Annotated in this window: 15 protein-coding genes and 1 pseudogene; 12 read left to right on the forward strand and 4 right to left on the reverse strand. The window is 58.7% G+C overall.

Features of this window, described 5'->3' with window-relative positions:
* Nucleotides 1–108: 108 nt before the first annotated feature.
* Both LN050_10945 and LN050_10950 read left to right on the forward strand, forming a co-directional pair.
* Nucleotides 109–1,311 (forward strand): acyl-CoA dehydrogenase family protein, encoded by a 1,203-nt coding sequence (locus tag LN050_10945; GenBank protein UFS56230.1) that lies wholly within the window; start codon nt 109–111, stop codon nt 1,309–1,311.
* A gap of 20 nt (nt 1,312–1,331) precedes the next feature.
* Nucleotides 1,332–2,435 carry an acyl-CoA dehydrogenase family protein gene (locus LN050_10950; protein ID UFS56231.1) on the forward strand — a complete coding sequence of 368 codons (1,104 nt, stop codon included), beginning with the start codon at nt 1,332–1,334 and terminating at the stop codon, nt 2,433–2,435.
* Nucleotides 2,436–2,451: 16 nt separating this feature from the next.
* Here the strand turns inward: LN050_10950 and LN050_10955 are convergent, their stop codons facing one another.
* A complete protein-coding gene (locus tag LN050_10955) occupies nt 2,452–3,831 on the reverse strand; it encodes a glutamine synthetase family protein (protein UFS56232.1) in 1,380 nt (459 codons plus the stop codon).
* Nucleotides 3,832–3,929: 98 nt separating this feature from the next.
* Between LN050_10955 and LN050_10960 the strand changes: the two are divergent.
* Both LN050_10960 and LN050_10965 read left to right on the forward strand, forming a co-directional pair.
* Nucleotides 3,930–6,573 (forward strand): annotated as a pseudogene (locus LN050_10960) (FtsX-like permease family protein).
* A 35-nt stretch (nt 6,574–6,608) separates the two neighbouring features.
* On the forward strand, nt 6,609–7,025 hold the full coding sequence (locus LN050_10965) for a group II truncated hemoglobin (GenBank protein ID UFS56233.1): 417 nt from the start codon (nt 6,609–6,611) through the stop codon (nt 7,023–7,025).
* Here the strand turns inward: LN050_10965 and LN050_10970 are convergent.
* Nucleotides 7,022–7,657 (reverse strand): Smr/MutS family protein, encoded by a 636-nt coding sequence (locus LN050_10970; GenBank protein ID UFS56234.1) that lies wholly within the window; start codon nt 7,655–7,657, stop codon nt 7,022–7,024. The two genes, LN050_10965 and LN050_10970, sit on opposite strands and share 4 nt — an antisense overlap.
* 41 nt (nt 7,658–7,698) lie before the next feature.
* Nucleotides 7,699–8,370 (reverse strand): DNA repair protein RadC, encoded by a 672-nt coding sequence (radC, locus tag LN050_10975; GenBank protein UFS56235.1) that lies wholly within the window; start codon nt 8,368–8,370, stop codon nt 7,699–7,701.
* A 147-nt stretch (nt 8,371–8,517) separates the two neighbouring features.
* Between radC and LN050_10980 the strand changes: the two genes are divergently transcribed.
* Together LN050_10980 and ispH are read left to right on the forward strand one after the other, a co-directional pair.
* Entirely contained in the window at nt 8,518–8,973 is a 456-nt protein-coding gene (locus tag LN050_10980) for an FKBP-type peptidyl-prolyl cis-trans isomerase (protein UFS56236.1), read from the forward strand.
* On the forward strand, nt 8,973–9,950 hold the full coding sequence (gene ispH / locus LN050_10985) for a 4-hydroxy-3-methylbut-2-enyl diphosphate reductase (protein UFS56237.1): 978 nt from the start codon (nt 8,973–8,975) through the stop codon (nt 9,948–9,950). Before LN050_10980 ends, ispH begins: the two co-directional genes overlap by 1 nt.
* Nucleotides 9,951–9,984: 34 nt before the next feature.
* Here the strand turns inward: ispH and mpl are convergent, their stop codons facing one another.
* The gene (gene mpl / locus LN050_10990; GenBank protein UFS56238.1) at nt 9,985–11,403 is read right to left on the reverse strand and encodes a UDP-N-acetylmuramate:L-alanyl-gamma-D-glutamyl-meso-diaminopimelate ligase; all 1,419 of its coding nucleotides are present in this window, start codon (nt 11,401–11,403) and stop codon (nt 9,985–9,987) included.
* Nucleotides 11,404–11,612: 209 nt separating this feature from the next.
* Between mpl and LN050_10995 the strand changes: the two genes are divergently transcribed.
* The 6 genes from LN050_10995 (at nt 11,613) to prmA (ending at nt 16,125) form a co-directional block, all read left to right on the forward strand.
* Nucleotides 11,613–11,885 (forward strand): PepSY domain-containing protein, encoded by a 273-nt coding sequence (locus LN050_10995; protein ID UFS56239.1) that lies wholly within the window; start codon nt 11,613–11,615, stop codon nt 11,883–11,885.
* Nucleotides 11,886–11,983: 98 nt separating this feature from the next.
* The gene (locus LN050_11000; GenBank protein ID UFS56240.1) at nt 11,984–12,598 is read left to right on the forward strand and encodes a hypothetical protein; all 615 of its coding nucleotides are present in this window, start codon (nt 11,984–11,986) and stop codon (nt 12,596–12,598) included.
* A 44-nt stretch (nt 12,599–12,642) separates the two neighbouring features.
* The gene (locus LN050_11005) at nt 12,643–13,149 is read left to right on the forward strand and encodes a TlpA family protein disulfide reductase (GenBank protein ID UFS56241.1); all 507 of its coding nucleotides are present in this window, start codon (nt 12,643–12,645) and stop codon (nt 13,147–13,149) included.
* A 221-nt stretch (nt 13,150–13,370) separates the two neighbouring features.
* Nucleotides 13,371–13,829 carry an acetyl-CoA carboxylase biotin carboxyl carrier protein gene (gene accB / locus LN050_11010; protein ID UFS56242.1) on the forward strand — a complete coding sequence of 153 codons (459 nt, stop codon included), beginning with the start codon at nt 13,371–13,373 and terminating at the stop codon, nt 13,827–13,829.
* A gap of 7 nt (nt 13,830–13,836) precedes the next feature.
* Nucleotides 13,837–15,186 carry an acetyl-CoA carboxylase biotin carboxylase subunit gene (accC, locus tag LN050_11015; protein UFS56243.1) on the forward strand — a complete coding sequence of 450 codons (1,350 nt, stop codon included), beginning with the start codon at nt 13,837–13,839 and terminating at the stop codon, nt 15,184–15,186.
* 54 nt (nt 15,187–15,240) lie between these two features.
* On the forward strand, nt 15,241–16,125 hold the full coding sequence (gene prmA / locus LN050_11020) for a 50S ribosomal protein L11 methyltransferase (protein UFS56244.1): 885 nt from the start codon (nt 15,241–15,243) through the stop codon (nt 16,123–16,125).
* Nucleotides 16,126–16,127 lie beyond the last annotated feature (2 nt).

The raw sequence follows: 16,127 nt of genomic DNA on the forward strand, positions 1-16,127 counted from the left end.
TTGGGCGGGCTTGTAGCTGTCGCAACTCGGACAGGCTAAAAGTGCACGGTCGTGCTAAAACAGCAAGTTGTTGTTTTTAAACCATCAAGACCGCTTGGAGACCCGCACATGGACTTAGCCTTTACACCCGAGGAACAAGCCTTTAGGCAAGAGGTGCGCACTTGGGTTGAAGCCAACCTGCCCAAAGACCTAGCTGCCAAAGTGCACGGTGCACAGCGCCTAAGCCGTGACGATATGCAACGTTGGGCTCAAATTCTGGGCAAAAAAGGCTGGCTGGGTTACGGGTGGCCTACGCAGTTTGGCGGGCCGGGCTGGAGCGCCATACAAAAACACTTGTTCGAAGAAGAATGCGCCATGGCCGGCGCGCCGCGCATAGTGCCCTTTGGCCCGGTCATGGTGGCACCCGTGATCATGGCCTTTGGCAACGACGAGCAGCAAAAGCGGTTTTTGCCGGGCATTGCCAGCGGCGACGTTTGGTGGAGCCAGGGCTACAGTGAGCCCGGTGCCGGCTCTGACCTGGCCTCGGTCAAAACCACAGCGGTGCGAGAGGGCGACCACTACATCGTCAACGGCCAAAAAACATGGACGACCTTGGGCCAGTTTGGTGATTGGATTTTTTGCCTGGTACGCACCGATCACTCGGGCAAGCCACAAACGGGCATCAGCTTTTTGCTCATAGACATGAAGTCACCAGGCGTGTCTGTGCGTCCTATCAAATTGTTGGATGGCGAGTGCGAAGTCAACGAAGTGTGGTTTGACAACGTGAAAGTGCCCGCCAACAACCTGGTGGGCGAAGAGAACAAAGGCTGGAACTACGCCAAGTATTTGCTGGCACACGAGCGCACCAATATTGCAGACGTAAACCGCGCCAAGCGCGAGTTGGAGCGCCTAAAGCGCATTGCCAAAGCCGAGGGCGTGTACGACGACCACCGGTTCAGAGACCAAATTGCTTTGCTGGAAGTCGACATCGTGGCCTTGGAGATGATGGTGCTGCGTGTGCTGTCTGCCGAGACGTCAGGCAAGAGCTCTCTGGATATTGCGGGCCTGCTCAAAATTCGCGGCAGCGAAATCCAGCAACGCTACTCAGAACTGATGATGCTGGCCGCTGGGCCTTCATCGCTGCCCTTTATTGCCGAGGCCATGGAAGCAGGCTGGCAGGGCGACGCCGCGCTGGGCTTGTCGCAGTTCCCCGGCGGCGACACCTCTAACGCGCCACTGGCCAGCACCTACTTCAACATGCGCAAGACCACCATATACGGCGGCAGCAACGAAGTTCAACGCAATATTGTTGCTCAAACCGTGTTCGGTTAAAGCACTCAGGAGTACTCACCATGGATTTCAATTTTTCAGACGAGCAAGTGCAGTTGGGCGACGCCATAGGCCGTTGGGCAGACAAGGCCTACACCTTTGATCGGCGCACTGGCATTGTGCAAAGCGGTGGTTTTTCAAAAGAGGCTTACCAGGAAATGGCAGAACTGGGCTTGACAGGCCTGGTCACCAGCTCGGACTTTGACGGCATGGACATGGGCGCCACCGAGTGCATGATTGCGCTTGAAAAAATGGGCAATGCCTTGGTGCTGGAGCCGGTTGCGCACACCTGGATTGCAAGCCTTTTGTTGCAACATATGGCCACTCAGGACTTGCAGACCGCTTGGTTGCCAAAGCTGGCCAGCGGTGAGGCGTTTGTGGCGCTTGCCACTACAGAAAAGCGCGCCCGTTACAAGCTGGATGTCTGTGCGGCCACCGCCAGCAACAACACCATTACAGGTGTCAAGCATGTGGTCGCAGGTGCTGCGCAGGCCGATGCGCTGTTGGTCAACGCCATGCAAGGCGATAGCCAAGCGCTTTATCTGGTAGATGCCAAAGCCACAGGCGTGCGCATTGAGTCTTACACCACGCAAGACGGCGCAAATGCGGCAGACGTGTACTTTGACAAGGCACAGGCAACGCTGGTCACGGCCAATGGCCTGGAGGCCGTGCAGCTCATGCGCGATGTGGGCATTGCCTACCTGTGCGCCGAGGGCGTAGGCATCATGGAAAAGACACTGGCCATGACCGTGGACTACATGAATACGCGCAAGCAGTTTGGCGTTGAAATTGCAAAGTTTCAAGCGCTGCGCCACCGCGCCGCAGACGTGAAAATGGCCTTGGAGCTGGCCCGCTCCATGAGCTACTACGCCACACTCAAGTTGGAAGCACCTGCGCCTGAACGCACAGTGGCTATGGCCAGGGCCAAAGTGCAGCTGGGCAACAGCATGCGCTTTGTCGGCCAGCAATGCGTGCAGTTGCACGGCGGCATTGGCGTGACAGACGAGTATGCCGTCAGCCACTACTTCAAGCGGCTCACGCAAATGGAAATGACTTGTGGCGACACCATGCACCACCTGGGTGAGGTGAGTAGCCGCATGCAAGACAGCGCGGGCGTGTTTGCTTGAGCGCCGCCGGCCGGCCTTAGGCCAAATGCAATAAGTGCAAAAAGTCCCAATCCAGCCGTGGGTTGGGCAATGCGGCGCGCTCGGCGTGCTCGTGGCGCTTGATGCCGACGTAGGCATCCACCAAATGTGTGCCCAAGTGGCGTCGCATGTCGGCGCTGGCCGCCAAGGCATCCAGGGCTTGCGGCAGCGAGGCGGGCAAGCGCAGTTGCGCCACCGCGCTGTTGGCTATGGGCTGCATGGCTTGCTGTAGGCCGTCCAGGCCCGCACCCAACATGGCCGCCAGTGTCAGGTAAGGGTTGGCGTCACCACCGGGCAAGCGGTTTTCTACGCGCCTGGCTGCGGCGGCGCTGCCTGGTACGCGCAATGCCACACCCCTGTCCTCTTGGCCAATGCTGGCGTGAGTGGGATTGGCGTCGTTGTTGTTGATGCGATCAAACGACATGTCGTAAGGGGCGAAAATCGCCATAGCGGCATGGGTTTGACGCTGCATGCCGGCCATAAAGTGCGCAAGCTGCGGTGTGTCCTGGCCGCCTTGTTCCGCAAACAAATGAGGCCATGCCCGGCCGTCTGTGTGCTGCAAGCTGATGTGCCAATGCATACCGCAGCCCGGGTCTTCATCTATGGGCTTGGGTGCAAAGCTGCCAATAAAGCCATGTTGAGCCGCAATCTCACGAACAAGCCGTTTGAAGCGAAATACAGCATCTGCCTGGGCCAACACCGGCCCTGGCGCAAAGTTGACTTCAAACTGGCTGAACGATGCCTCGTGTGCGTGACCAGTGGCAGGAATGCCCAAGGTGTTGCAGCCCGCGTACAAGTCTGCAAAAAAAGCGTCAAAGCCAGCGGCGCGCTCAACGCTGTTGCATTCCGTAAACACCTCTACCACTGGCGCGCCAGGCCATGGCGATGCCGCAACAACAGGTTGGGTGCTGCCAGCAGGGCTGCGGCTGAGCAAGAAAAACTCCAGCTCTGGCGCCACCGTGGCTTGCAAGCCTGCAGCATCAAGCCTGGCCAATACCTTTTTCAGTGCGGCGCGAGGTGACAAGTCGGCGGCCGATATGGTCTCGCCGCTGGCGGTGGTGTGCAGGTGGCCTGCGCTGTCGCAAATAACAGTGGCCTGCGTCTGGCCTGCCGGGCCGTGGCGGCGCCTGAGCGTGTGCATGTCCGCCAGCATGTGCAAGTCGGTGAAGTTGTTGGGCACTATGGGCCCCATCACGTCATCGGGCACGCCCGTGGTCAGTGTGACACCCAGCACGGCACTGGACATGCGACAGCCCTTGGCCGCCAAAAAATCAGCCTTGCCAACGGTTTTGCCGCGGGCCAGCGAGGTGAAGTCGCCGAGCACACACTCCACCCGCTCAACGCTTTGCAACAGTTGGTCGTTGGTGGTTGAGTTCATAAGGGTCTGATGTGCATATGCGTTGGTAAGCGATGCGTGATTTTAGACCTTGCCCTCAGCGCATTTGAGGTCATGGCAATTGCGCTACGCTAGGCGCTATGACCACTATCACCGCCCCCAGCAACCAAGCATTCAGTCACCGCCACTCTGTATCAGCGTGGCGCTTGGCCTGGCAAAACGGCACCCGCAACTGGCGTGCTGGTCGCTGGCGATTAATGGTGGTGGGTGTGGCGCTGGCAGTCGCGGCATTGAGCGCCGTAGGCTTTTTTGCCGACAGGCTGCAAGGCGGACTCAACCGGGACGCCCTGGCACTGTTAGGTGGTGACCTGGTTGTGCGCAGCGACGAGCGAGCGCCGCAGGCTGTACACGATTTGGCCCAGCAGCTGGGGCTGGCCACCAGTGCTTCCATTCGCTTCCCGACCATGGTTCGCGCGCCTGATGCCGCAGGTGGCGAGGCCCGTCTGGTGTCTTTGAAAACCGTGGACGCGCAATACCCCTTGCGTGGCAATTTGCGCGTGGCCGACGGCACCAGTGAGGCGGCACTGCGTGCAGACCGAGCGGTAGCCAGTGGCCCACCTGTTGGCCACGCCTGGGCAGATGCCGCAGTGCTGGATGCCATCAACGTCAAGGTGGGCGACAGTATTTTGTTGGGCGACACCACTTTGGTGTTGTCACAAGTCATCACCCTGGAGTCAGACAGGGGCGGCGGCTTTATGAGTTTTTCGCCGCGTTTGATGATCAACGAGCAAGACCTGGAGGCCACTGGTCTGGTGCAGCCTGCCAGTCGGGTGAACTGGCGGCTGGCCGTGGCAGGACAGCCCGACGCGGTAGCGCAGTTTGAAGCGGGCGTGCAAACCATGATTGCACAGGCGGCCAATAGCGACGCCTCGGATGAGCAGGCGCAAAGCATGGCCTCACGCGGCATGCGCGTAGAGACTTTGGAAGAAGAGCGCCAAGAAACCACGCAGACCCTGTCAAGAGCGCAAAAGTTTTTGAACCTGGTGGCCATGCTCACGGCCATGTTGTGTGCCGTGGCGGTGGCCATTGGCGCGCGCGGCTTTGCAGCCAGCCAGTTGGATACCTGCGCCATGTTGCGCGTGTTGGGCCTGCCCCAACGCAGCATTGCGCGCAGCTTCATGCTGGAGTTCTATGTGGTGGGCTTTGTGGCAGCCTTGTTGGGTGTGGCCGTGGGGTGGGGCGTGCACTGGGTGTTTGTGTGGCTGTTGGCAGAGCTGGTCAAAACAGAGCTACCCAGTGCCAGCTTGTGGCCCATGCTCACTGGCCTGGGTGTGGGTCTGAGCCTCATGACCCGCCTTTGGTGTGGCGCCCATATGGCAGTTGGCCAAGGTGCCGCCATTGCGCGTGATGCGCCGCGACACTGGGGGTTTACAGCCTGCGTCCTTGTGGGTGTGGGGTGCTGGCCTGTTTGGTTTTGCCGCCTTGCTCATGGTGGTCAGCCGTGACTGGCTCATGGGCGCAGCCGCTGTGGGCGGTTTTGCCGTGTCGGTGGTGGTGTTTGCAGGCTTGAGTTGGCTGGCTTTGGGGCTGCTACGCCGCCATGTGCGCGAAGACAAGGCGCCCCGTTGGCTGGTATTGGCCACGCGTCAGCTGGTGGCCCGCCCTGGCCTGGCCGTGGTGCAGGTGAGCGCTTTGGCAGTGGGCTTGTTGGCCCTGGCCTTGTTGGTGTTGCTGCGCACAGACTTGATCGCCAGCTGGCGTGACGCCACGCCTGCCGATGCGCCCACGCGCTTTGTCATCAACATCCAGCCTGATCAGGCGCAGGCCTTCCAGGACCAACTCAGCGCAGCCGGTGTCAGCGGCTTTGACTGGTATCCCATGTTCAGGGGCAGGCTGGTGAGCATCAACGGCGCAGCGGTAAAAAGCCAAGACTTTGCAACCGAGCGCGCGCAGCGCTTGGTCAGGCGTGAATTCAACCTGTCGCACAGCGCCGAGCTGCCACTGAAAAACGAAGTGGTAGACGGTGAGTGGACGCCCAATACACCCGGCACCATCAGCATAGAAGAGGGCTTGGCAGACGAGCTGGGCCTCAAGGTAGGCGACAGCTTGGGCTTTGATGTGGCAGGCGAGGTGATCAACGCGCGCATCAGCGACTTGCGCCGCGTGGACTGGGCCAGCATGCGGGTGAACTTTTTTGCGCTGTTTCCAGTGGCCGATATGCCTGACCTGCCCATTACTTACATCAGTGCGTTCAGGGCACCCGATGCCAAGGTGATAGGCGTGGACGGCATAGAGCGGTCTTTTGACAACCAGCTCAGCCGCGATTTTCCCAACGTGACCAACATCAACACCGCAACAACCCTGGCGCAAGTGCAGCGCATTCTGGACCAGGTCATACGCGCCATTGAGTTTTTGTTTGGCTTTAGTGTGATAGCTGGCTTGGTTGTGCTGTTTGCTGCCATCACGCACACGCGCTCCGAGCGAGCCCGCGAGTACGCCATATTCAGGGCCGTGGGTGCGCGCTCAAGCTTGCTGCGTCAAGTACAACGCGCTGAGTTGGCCGGTGTTGGTCTGCTGGCGGGTAGCATGGCCACCACGGCTGCCATGGCGTTGGGCTGGGTGTTGGCCAAGCAAGTGTTTGAGTTCAGCTGGTACCCGCCTTTGTGGGCGCCTGTGGCAGGCGCATTGTGTGGCGCTTTGCTCGCATTGTTGGCGGGTTGGTGGGGGCTGCGCGAAGTGCTCAACACACCCGCATGGCAAACCTTGCGCCAGCGCTTGGATTGATGCACGCGGTTGATTGACGTCACAATTTACAAACGATGCAGATACAAACGCCACCACCCAATAACGACTCTGGCCAACCCGCTACGCCATTCGAATGGATAGGCGGCGAGGCCAACGTGCAAGCCATGGTCACTCGGTTTTACGACTTGATGGACTTAGAGCCCGCTTATGCAGCGCTGCGTGCCTCGCACGGCGACAACCTAGACAATGCGCGCACGCGTTTGTTTTACTTTTTGTGTGGTTGGTTGGGCGGGCCTAGTTACTACACAGACCGCTTTGGCCACCCCATGTTGCGTGCTAGGCACCTACCGTTTTCTATTGGCATTCAGGAGCGTGACGAATGGGTGGCCTGCATGCGTCAGGCCATGATTGAGACGAATGTGCCGCCACCGCTGCGCGAGCGCCTAGAGCAGTCGTTTTTTCAAACGGCTGACCACATGCGTAACCGTTAAGAGTTTTGCAGCAGCACCATCAGTGCGCCTGCGCCGCCGTCGCAGCCTCTGGCCTGCACAAAGGCCAGCACCTCTTTTTTCTGCACCAACCAGCGCTGGGTTTTGATTTTGAGCACTGGTGTTTTGCCCACAGAGCCCAAGCCCTTGCCATGAATCACGCGTACGCAGCGCCAGCCGTTGGCCACGGCTTTGCGCAGAAATGCAGCCAAGGCTTCGCGCGCTTGGTCGCTGCGCAGGCCGTGTAAATCAATTTGGCCTTGTAGCGCCCAGTGGCCACCGCGCAGCTTGCGCATCACGTCGTCGCCTATGCCGCTGCGTCGGTAGCTCAGGGCGTCATCGGTTTGTAGCAAGCTGGTCACGTCAAAGTCATCAGACAAAGCCGCGCTCATGACTGTGGCGTTATCGGAGTCGCGTTGCTTGGGCGTGGGCTCTACCGGCACAGGGGGGTGGCTGGCACGCCCTGCGTCTTTGATGGGGCGCACGTCACCTACGGTTAATTCAAACAAATGCCGCTCACGCCTGAGTTGCTCTTGGGCCAGGGCTTGCTCAGCCTGCGCCTGAGCCGCTGCGCGGGCTTGGTCACGCAATAAATGCTGCATGGCTTTTAGGTCTGATAGGGCGCGCGCTTTCATGTTGGCATTGTGACAAATTGCCATGAGTGGCAGCTTGCGCCCTACAGTAGCCCTTGCTCGGCCATGGAGTACACCTTGCCCTGTGTGACCACCATGTGGTCCAGCACGCGTACGTCCACCACGCGCAGGGCTTCTCGCAGGGTGTGCGTGAGGTGTATGTCGGCTGGAGAGGGCTCGGCGCAGCCGCTGGGGTGGTTGTGCGCCAATATGACAGCGGCGGCCCCATGTTGCAAAGCGCGCACCAAGACTTCTCTGGGGTAGACACTGGTTTGGTTGATGGTGCCTTGAAACAAGGTTTCAAGTGCCAGCAAATGGTGTGCTGTATCCAGAAACAACACGGCAAAGTGTTCGGCAGGCTGGTGGGCCAGGTGCAGTTGCAAGTAGTGCTTCACCATGTGCGGCTGTGTGAATGCAGGTTTGTCTTGCAGGTGCTGGGCAGTGGCGCGTTTGGCCAGTTCTGCGACGGCACACAACTCGGCTTGTTTGGCAGGGCCCAAGCCTTTTACGGTGCTGAGCTGCTTGGGTGTGGCGCTGAGCAAGCCGGCCAAGCCGCCCAATTGAGCGAGTACCGCGCTGGCCAAGTCCAGCACGTGTTGCTGGCTTGTGCCTGTGCGCAGCAGCAGCGCCAACAACTCCGTGTCTGACAAGGACGCCGCGCCCATGTGGTGCAGTTTTTCTCGGGGTCGGGTTTCGTTGGGCCAAGTGGTTTGCATCCGTGCTCCTGCAGGGGCCTTGTGAGTGGCTTTGCCGTGCGTCTTGCCAAGTTTCTACAATATGGGCTTACGCCCGTTTTGAGCTTTACTTATAGCGCCGCTAAAAGCGGTGCAGGCTAGGGCGCAACCCTGATGGTTTACGCATACATGTCCACACCTATTGTTGAGCAAGGCTCTTTTTTAACGCTGCACTACCGCATGTGCGGTGTAGATGGCCAAGACATCATCAGCACCTTTGGCGGCCCGCCCGCCACGCTTAGCGTGGGTGGTGGCCAGTTGTCGCCTGCCATTGAGCAGCATTTGCTGGGGCTGGCTGAGGGCACGCGTACCACGCTGCAGCTGCCTGAGGGCGATGCCTTTGGCCCACGCAACCCTGAGTTGGTGCAGTGGGTGGCGCGCGCCATGTTGAACGAGCTGGGTGACCCGCTTGAGACCTATGCGCCTGGTGTGGTGGTCCAGTTTCCAACGCCTGACGGCACTGGCCAATATGCCGGTGCGGTGGTGCAAGTGAAAGACGATGGTTCTGCGGTGCAGTTTGACTTCAACCACCCCTTGGCAGGCCAGGCGGTGAGCTTTGAGGTGGATTTGATTGGGGTGTTGTGATGACAGATTCGACCGATTCAGGCGCTTTAGCGGGTGCTGCAGTGAGCACAGCGGTATTGCTGGCTCAACCACGCGGCTTTTGTGCAGGCGTTGACCGCGCCATAGACATTGTTGAGCGCGCCATCACCAAGTTTGGGGCGCCCATTTATGTGCGGCACGAAATTGTGCACAACACCTATGTGGTGAACGACCTGAAAGCCAAGGGCGCCATTTTTATTGAAGACCTGGCCGATGTGCCGCCGGGCGCGACCCTGGTGTTTTCAGCACACGGGGTGAGCAAGGCTGTGCAAGACGAGGCGCAGCAGCGCGGCTTTTCCATTTTTGACGCCACCTGCCCACTGGTGAGCAAGGTGCACGTAGAGGTGGCCAAGTTGGCCAAAGAGGGCTACGAGTTTTTAATGATTGGCCACAAGGGTCATCCTGAGGTGGAAGGCACCATGGGCCAGCTCAGCAGCGGCATACATTTGGTGGAGGACGAGGCCGATGTGTTGCGCGTGCAGCCCGCACAAACCGACAAGCTGGCGGTGGTGACCCAAACCACGTTGAGCGTAGACGACGCAGCCAGCATCATGCGCGCCATCAAGACGCGTTTTCCGCAGGTGCGTGAGCCCAAGCAGCAAGACATTTGTTACGCCACACAAAACCGCCAGGATGCGGTCAAGGTAATGGCCAGCAAAGTGGATGTGGTGATTGTGGTGGGCAGCCCCACCAGCTCCAATAGCAACCGCTTGCGCGAGTTGGCCCAGCGTCTGGGCACGCCTTCCTATATGGTGGACGACCCTGCAGACCTGGACCCCGAATGGGTGCGCGGCAGCACGCGTGTTGGCTTGACCGCAGGTGCGTCTGCGCCAGAGGTGTTGGTGCAAGAGGTGATTGCGCGTTTGAAAAAACTAGGCGCAGTGACGGTGCAAACCATGGACGGCGAGGATGAAACCATACAGTTTCCGCTGCCCAAAGGCTTGCGCCTGGATGCCTGAAGGTCTGAACGCTTGAGCGCTGTTGACGCGTTGCTTATGCGTATTTGGCTTTGAGTGCGCTGAGCAGCTTGTCATGCACACCGCCAAAGCCGCCATTGCTCATGCACACAATGCGGTCGCCTGCCTGGGCCGCCTGGGTGACCATGGCAACCAGGACATCCAGGTTGTCTGTGCACATTGCGCGTTGCCCAATGGGTGACAAGGCGGCGGCTGCATCCCAGCTCAGACCAGCGGTATGGCAAAAGGCCATGTCGGCGTTGGACAAACTTTGGGGGAGTTGGTCTTTCATGGCGCCAAGCTTCATGGTGTTGCTGCGCGGTTCAAATACGGCCAATATGCGCGCACTGTTATGACCTTGGGCGTTTAGCAGGTCGCGCAAGCCGTCTACCGTGGTGCGTATGGCGGTGGGATGGTGGGCAAAGTCGTCAATCACCGCTATGGCATTGGCGCCTTCGCCAACGGTGCCGCGCAGCTCCATGCGTCTGCGCACATTGTGAAAGTCAGCCAGTGCGCTGCAAGCCTGGGCAGGCGCGACGCCCACATGCGCGGCAGCGGCAATGCTGGCCAAGGCGTTGCTTTGGTTGTGCTGGCCGCTTACAGCCCATTTGACGTGGCCTACGACTTGGCCTTTGTGCAGCACGTCAAAGTCGTGTGCAGGGCCACTGGCTTGCCAGTCGGCCCCTGAGCCAAACTGCGTGTGCGCACAGTAAATGCCTTGATCTGCCACGCGTTGCAGGGCGGCATTGTTGGCCTCGCTCACCACCAGACCGCTTGGGGCAATGGTGCGCAGCAAGTGGGCAAACTGGCGCTCAATCGCGGCCAGGTTGTCAAAGATGTCGGCGTGGTCAAACTCCAGGTTGTTGAGTATGGCTGTTCGTGGCTTGTAGTGCACAAACTTGCTGCGTTTGTCAAAAAAGGCCGTGTCGTACTCGTCTGCCTCTATGACAAACAGCGGGCGCTGACCAGGCGCACCAGGTGCACCCAAACGAGCCGACACACCAAAGTTCAGTGGCACGCCACCAATGAGAAAGCCTGGCTCTTTGTGATTGGCTTGCAGTATCCACGCCAGCATGGCGGTGGTTGTGGTTTTGCCGTGGGTACCAGCCACTGCCAGCACATGTCGCCCATTGAGCACGTGCTCGCTGAGCCACTGCGGCCCGCTGGTGTAGGGCAGGCCTTGCTCCAATATGGCCTCCATGAGCGCAAACTTGGGCAAGCCGTTGGCCAGTCTGGCGCGCGAGACCACGTTGCCCACCACGTACAAGTCAGGCTTGAGGTCTAGCTGCTCGGCGCCAAAGCCTTCAATGAGGTCTATGCCCAGCGCACGCAGTTGGTCGCTCATGGGCGGGTAGACACCAGCGTCGCAACCCGTCACGCGGTGACCAGCCTCGCGTGCCAGCGCGGCCAAGCCGCCCATGAATGTGCCGCAAATACCCAAGATATGAATGTGCATGGCGCTATTTTAGGTGGCTCAACCACGCACCACCTCAAGGCCTGAGCCCTTTACGCCGCGTTTGCACAAGGCAGGCGTGGCCCAGCACGCCAAAGCCTTGCCGCCGCCTAGCCCAGCCAAGGAGTTGGTGTCAGATTCATTTTTGTTAATGCTTTATTAATATAAAAATACTTATAATGAATGCCTAATTAACTTTTAGGGAGTAACTCATGAAACAAAATGCAGTTATTAAGTATTCAATCGCAGCCGGCCTTCTGGCTGAAATCACCCGCGGCGGCTGCTACCGGGTTGAGGGCTGGGACAAGGAAAAACGCCGTGTCAAGCAGTACTACAACGCGCAGACCGGCGAACTGGTGCGCTCACGCATGGACCGCGACTGGGATGATGACCGTTACGACGATGGTTACGGTGACGGCCGCCGCTACCAGGGCTACATGGGGCGCTGGCACGACGGCATGATGCGCCGAGACGACATGCGGTAAACCGAACCAGCGTGTGGGGGGATTGCTGCACCAGCTGCAGTCGCCCCCACTTTATCGGCCTACCATTGGGGCTTTGCTGTCAACCGCTCCCCAATGCCATGAACGCTCCCGAAGTCGTCTCCCACACCATAGCGGCCAGTGCCGCCCAGCTGATCGTGGAGGAGGGCATGGAGTGGGGCCCAGCCAAGCGCCAGGCACTGGACGACTTGGACTTGCCAGCACGCACACCCTTGCCAGACAACACCTTGCTGGAAGCTGCAGTGCGTGAGCACATTGCCATTTTTTGCCCAGATACCCAGGCACAGGCCATGCACACCTTGTTGACGTGTGCCGTGCATTGGATGGCGCGTATGGCGCAACATAACCCCTATCTGACAGGGGCAGTATGGCAAGGTCTGGCAACCGATAAAAGCGACGTGTACATTCAGCTGTTCAGTCCAGACAGCAAAATGGCGCAAATTGACCTCATCAATATGGGTCTGCGCCTGGACACCACCGAGATAACCGGTATGAACGGGCGCGAGGTGGTGACGTTAAGCCATGTGGTGCAGCTTGCAGGCTTTGCCTGGCCCAGTAGCGTGCACTGGGTGCTGTATGACGAGGATGACTTGCGTGGCGCCTTAAAGCCCAAGCGCAGCAGCCTCAATGGGCGAGCAGCCAGAGGGGCATTGCCGGCTGTTCAGGCTATGCTGGACGAATTACAAACTGCGTAGATACGCACTGTTGCAAGGTTGATAAGGTGAATAGACGACATTTGTTGAGTGCTTTGACGGTGGTTGGCGCGGGTGGCCTGGGGGTGGGGCTGGGCTGGCAGCGATTTGCACCCGAGCCCGCACTGCCGCAGGCACAGAGAGACTTCTGGGCCAGTAGCGTGAGCCAGCTCAACGGCGCGGATTTGCCCATGAGTCGCTACAGCGGGCGTGCGTTGCTGGTCAATTTTTGGGCCACCTGGTGTCCGCCCTGTATTGAAGAATTGCCGCTAATTGAGCGTTATTTTCAGCAACACCGCGATACCACCGCCGTTCTGGCGATTGCGGTAGACAACGTGGCTGCCGTACAGCAGTTTTTACAGCGCACGCCTTTGGCTTTTGATGTAGGCATTGCGGGCATGTCTGGCGTGGCCTTGTCAAAAAGCCTGGGTAATGCAGGTGGTGGCTTGCCTTTTTCGCTTATGTTCAATGCATCAGGGCTTATCACCCATCAAAAAACTGGAAAATTAGACGAGCAGGACCTGGACCAATGGTTTGCTGCTGGTAATGCGTGATCTACGGTGTTTTTTCGCCATTTACCACGCTTTTTTCTTTTACTGTGCGCAATTCGCATCTATCAGGCGTTTAAAACTGCTTTGTAGCACCGGCTGTCTGTGCGCTTGACGTGCTGTTTCTCTAGTACACTGCGTTCATTGCTCGGCGTCGCCTGTAACGGCCGGCCGCAGCCTTGATCAAACTGTACCCCAAGCGGTACCAAACACTAAGGACACACAGCATGGATTTGCGCAAACTCAAAACCTTGATTGACCTGGTCTCAGAGTCCAACGTCTCAGAGCTGGAGATTACAGAGGCTGAAGGCAAGGTGCGTATTGTGAAGAGCGAGCCTCAGGCCGCAGCGGTGGCGCAAGTCGTGGCCGCGCCTGTGGTGCAGCAAGCCGCACCCGCACCGGTAGCTGCTGCCCCCGCAGTGGCAGCGCCAGCAGCGCCCGCGCCTGAGACAGGGCACAGTGTGAAGTCGCCCATGGTGGGCACTTTTTACCGCGCGGCCAGCCCGGGTGCTGAGCCTTTTGTAGGCGTTGGCACACAGGTCAAGGTGGGACAGCGTCTGTGTATTGTGGAGGCCATGAAGATTTTGAACGAGATCGAGTGTGACCACGCTGGCACGATTACTAAAGTGTTGGTAGAGGATGGCCAAGCCGTGGAATACGGTCAACCCCTGTTTGTGATCGAGTAAGCGGCCTATGTTTAAAAAGATACTGGTTGCCAACCGAGGCGAGATTGCGCTGCGCATTCAGCGCGCGTGCCGCGAAATGGGTGTGAAGGCGGTGATGGTGTACTCAGAGGCTGACCGTGACGCCAAGTACGTCAAGCTGGCTGATGAGGCTGTGTGTATTGGCCCAGCGTCCAGCACGCACAGTTACTTGAACATGCCGGCCATTATTTCGGCGGCCGAGGTGACAGATGCCGAGGCGATTCACCCTGGCTACGGTTTTTTGAGCGAGAACGCCAACTTTGCCGAGCGTGTTGAAAACAGCGGCTTTGTGTTCATTGGCCCAACAGCTGCGTCGATTCGCTTGATGGGCGACAAGGTTTCTGCCAAACAGGCCATGATCAAGGCCGGCGTGCCAACCGTACCCGGCTCTGAAGGCGCACTCAACGACAACCCAACAGATATCAAGCGCACGGCCAAGGCCATTGGCTATCCTGTCATCATCAAGGCAGCGGGCGGCGGCGGCGGGCGCGGTATGCGCGTGGTGCACACAGAAGCAGCCTTGTTGCACGCGGTGCAAACGACCAAGGCAGAAGCGGGGACAGCCTTTGGCAACCCTGAGGTGTACATGGAGAAGTATTTGCAAAATCCGCGTCACGTGGAAGTGCAAATCATTGCAGACACCTTTAAAAACGCGGTTTACCTGGGCGAGCGTGACTGCTCCATGCAGCGTCGTCACCAAAAAGTCATTGAAGAGGCGCCAGCGCCCGGTATCCCCAGGCGCCTGATTGAAAAAATCGGTGAGCGTTGTGTGGCTGCCTGTAAAAAGATTGGCTACCGCGGCGCAGGCACCTTCGAGTTTTTGTATGAAAACGGCGAGTTCTACTTTATCGAGATGAACACCCGCGTGCAGGTTGAGCACCCGGTCACCGAGCTGATTACGGGCATAGACATTGTGCGTGCGCAAATCGAGGTGGCTGCGGGCTTGAAGCTGGCGTTTACGCAAAAGCAAGTGGTGATCAATGGCCACTCTATTGAGTGCCGCATCAACGCCGAAGATGCTTTCAAGTTCACACCGTCGCCTGGGCGCATTACCGGATGGCATACCGCTGGTGGTCCAGGTGTGCGCGTTGACTCGCATGCGTATCACAACTACACCGTACCCTCGCACTACGACTCCATGATTGGCAAGTTGATTGTGCATGGCGACACGCGCGATCAAGCGCTGGCGCGCATGCGCTCTGCCTTGGCCGAGATGGTGGTTGAAGGCATCAAGACCAACATACCCCTGCACCGCGAATTGATGGCCGACGCCAAATTTATGGCCGGTGGTACCAATATTCACTACTTAGAGAGTTGGCTAGAGCAGCACCCGCGCTAATGGGCACACACCCATTGGCCATTGTTGGCAAGCGAATATCCATGAGAGAGCTACATGTTTGAGTTGAAACTACTGGTGCCGCAAGAGCATGTAGAAACTGTGAGCGATGCGCTTGAGGCTTTGGACGCGTTGAGTGTGTCTGTAGAAGATGCCGATGCGCACACCGACGCCGAACAGGCCTTGTTTGGCGAGCCGGATATGCCAGCACCGCAGCCGGGCTGGAACCGCTCGCGTATCAACGCCTTGTTCAAGGCGCAGGATGAGGCGCAAACCGCTGGCAACTTGCTGCAGGCCCAGGATTTTTTTGCTGCTTGCAGTGTCGCTGCCATCGTGGCGGTAGAAGACCAGGACTGGGTTCGTCTGACCCAGTCGCAGTTTGAGCCAGTTGAAATCACACCCGAGTTTTGGATTGTGCCTACCTGGCACGAGCCGCCTGAACAGGCGCGCATTGCGCTGCGCTTGGACCCGGGCCTGGCTTTTGGTACCGGTACACACCCCACCACACGCATGTGTTTGCGCTGGATTGCGCAACGAGATCTCAGCGGCTACCGCGTGCTGGATTACGGTTGTGGCTCTGGCATTCTGGCGATGGCTGCCAGCAAGTTTGGCGCGACCAATATTGATGCTGTGGATATTGACGAGGCGGCGGTGCAGTCCACCATTGCCAATGCCAGCTTGAACAACACGCCTTTGAATGCTGGCCTGCCCGACAAAGCCAGCAGTGAATACGCCGTGGTGTTGGCCAATATTTTGGCCACGCCGCTCAAAGTGCTGGCCCCCTTGCTGTGCGCGCATGTGCAAGCCGGCGGCGACCTGGTACTGGCAGGTATATTGAGCCGCCAGGTTGATGAGCTGATTGAGGCTTACGCTCCTTATGTTGCCTTGTCGGTACTGGACGAGCAAGAAGGCTGGGTGCTGATGGGTGCCCGCAAACAATAAGG

It is taken from the genome of Comamonadaceae bacterium M7527 (genome assembly GCA_021044545.1).
Taxonomy (GTDB): domain Bacteria; phylum Pseudomonadota; class Gammaproteobacteria; order Burkholderiales; family Burkholderiaceae_C; genus RS62.

What these genes read in the sequence shown, in the direction of transcription:
- LN050_10945 (UFS56230.1), top strand. Translation starts at nt 109, where the DNA reads ATGGACTTAGCCTTTACACCCGAGGAACAAGCCTTTAGGCAAGAGGTG.
- LN050_10950 (UFS56231.1), top strand. Translation starts at nt 1,332, where the DNA reads ATGGATTTCAATTTTTCAGACGAGCAAGTGCAGTTGGGCGACGCCATA.
- LN050_10955 (UFS56232.1), bottom strand. Translation starts at nt 3,831, where the DNA reads ATGAACTCAACCACCAACGACCAACTGTTGCAAAGCGTTGAGCGGGTG.
- LN050_10965 (UFS56233.1), top strand. Translation starts at nt 6,609, where the DNA reads ATGCAGATACAAACGCCACCACCCAATAACGACTCTGGCCAACCCGCT.
- LN050_10970 (UFS56234.1), bottom strand. Translation starts at nt 7,657, where the DNA reads ATGAAAGCGCGCGCCCTATCAGACCTAAAAGCCATGCAGCATTTATTG.
- radC (UFS56235.1), bottom strand. Translation starts at nt 8,370, where the DNA reads ATGCAAACCACTTGGCCCAACGAAACCCGACCCCGAGAAAAACTGCAC.
- LN050_10980 (UFS56236.1), top strand. Translation starts at nt 8,518, where the DNA reads ATGTCCACACCTATTGTTGAGCAAGGCTCTTTTTTAACGCTGCACTAC.
- ispH (UFS56237.1), top strand. Translation starts at nt 8,973, where the DNA reads ATGACAGATTCGACCGATTCAGGCGCTTTAGCGGGTGCTGCAGTGAGC.
- mpl (UFS56238.1), bottom strand. Translation starts at nt 11,403, where the DNA reads ATGCACATTCATATCTTGGGTATTTGCGGCACATTCATGGGCGGCTTG.
- LN050_10995 (UFS56239.1), top strand. Translation starts at nt 11,613, where the DNA reads ATGAAACAAAATGCAGTTATTAAGTATTCAATCGCAGCCGGCCTTCTG.
- LN050_11000 (UFS56240.1), top strand. Translation starts at nt 11,984, where the DNA reads ATGAACGCTCCCGAAGTCGTCTCCCACACCATAGCGGCCAGTGCCGCC.
- accB (UFS56242.1), top strand. Translation starts at nt 13,371, where the DNA reads ATGGATTTGCGCAAACTCAAAACCTTGATTGACCTGGTCTCAGAGTCC.
- accC (UFS56243.1), top strand. Translation starts at nt 13,837, where the DNA reads ATGTTTAAAAAGATACTGGTTGCCAACCGAGGCGAGATTGCGCTGCGC.
- prmA (UFS56244.1), top strand. Translation starts at nt 15,241, where the DNA reads ATGTTTGAGTTGAAACTACTGGTGCCGCAAGAGCATGTAGAAACTGTG.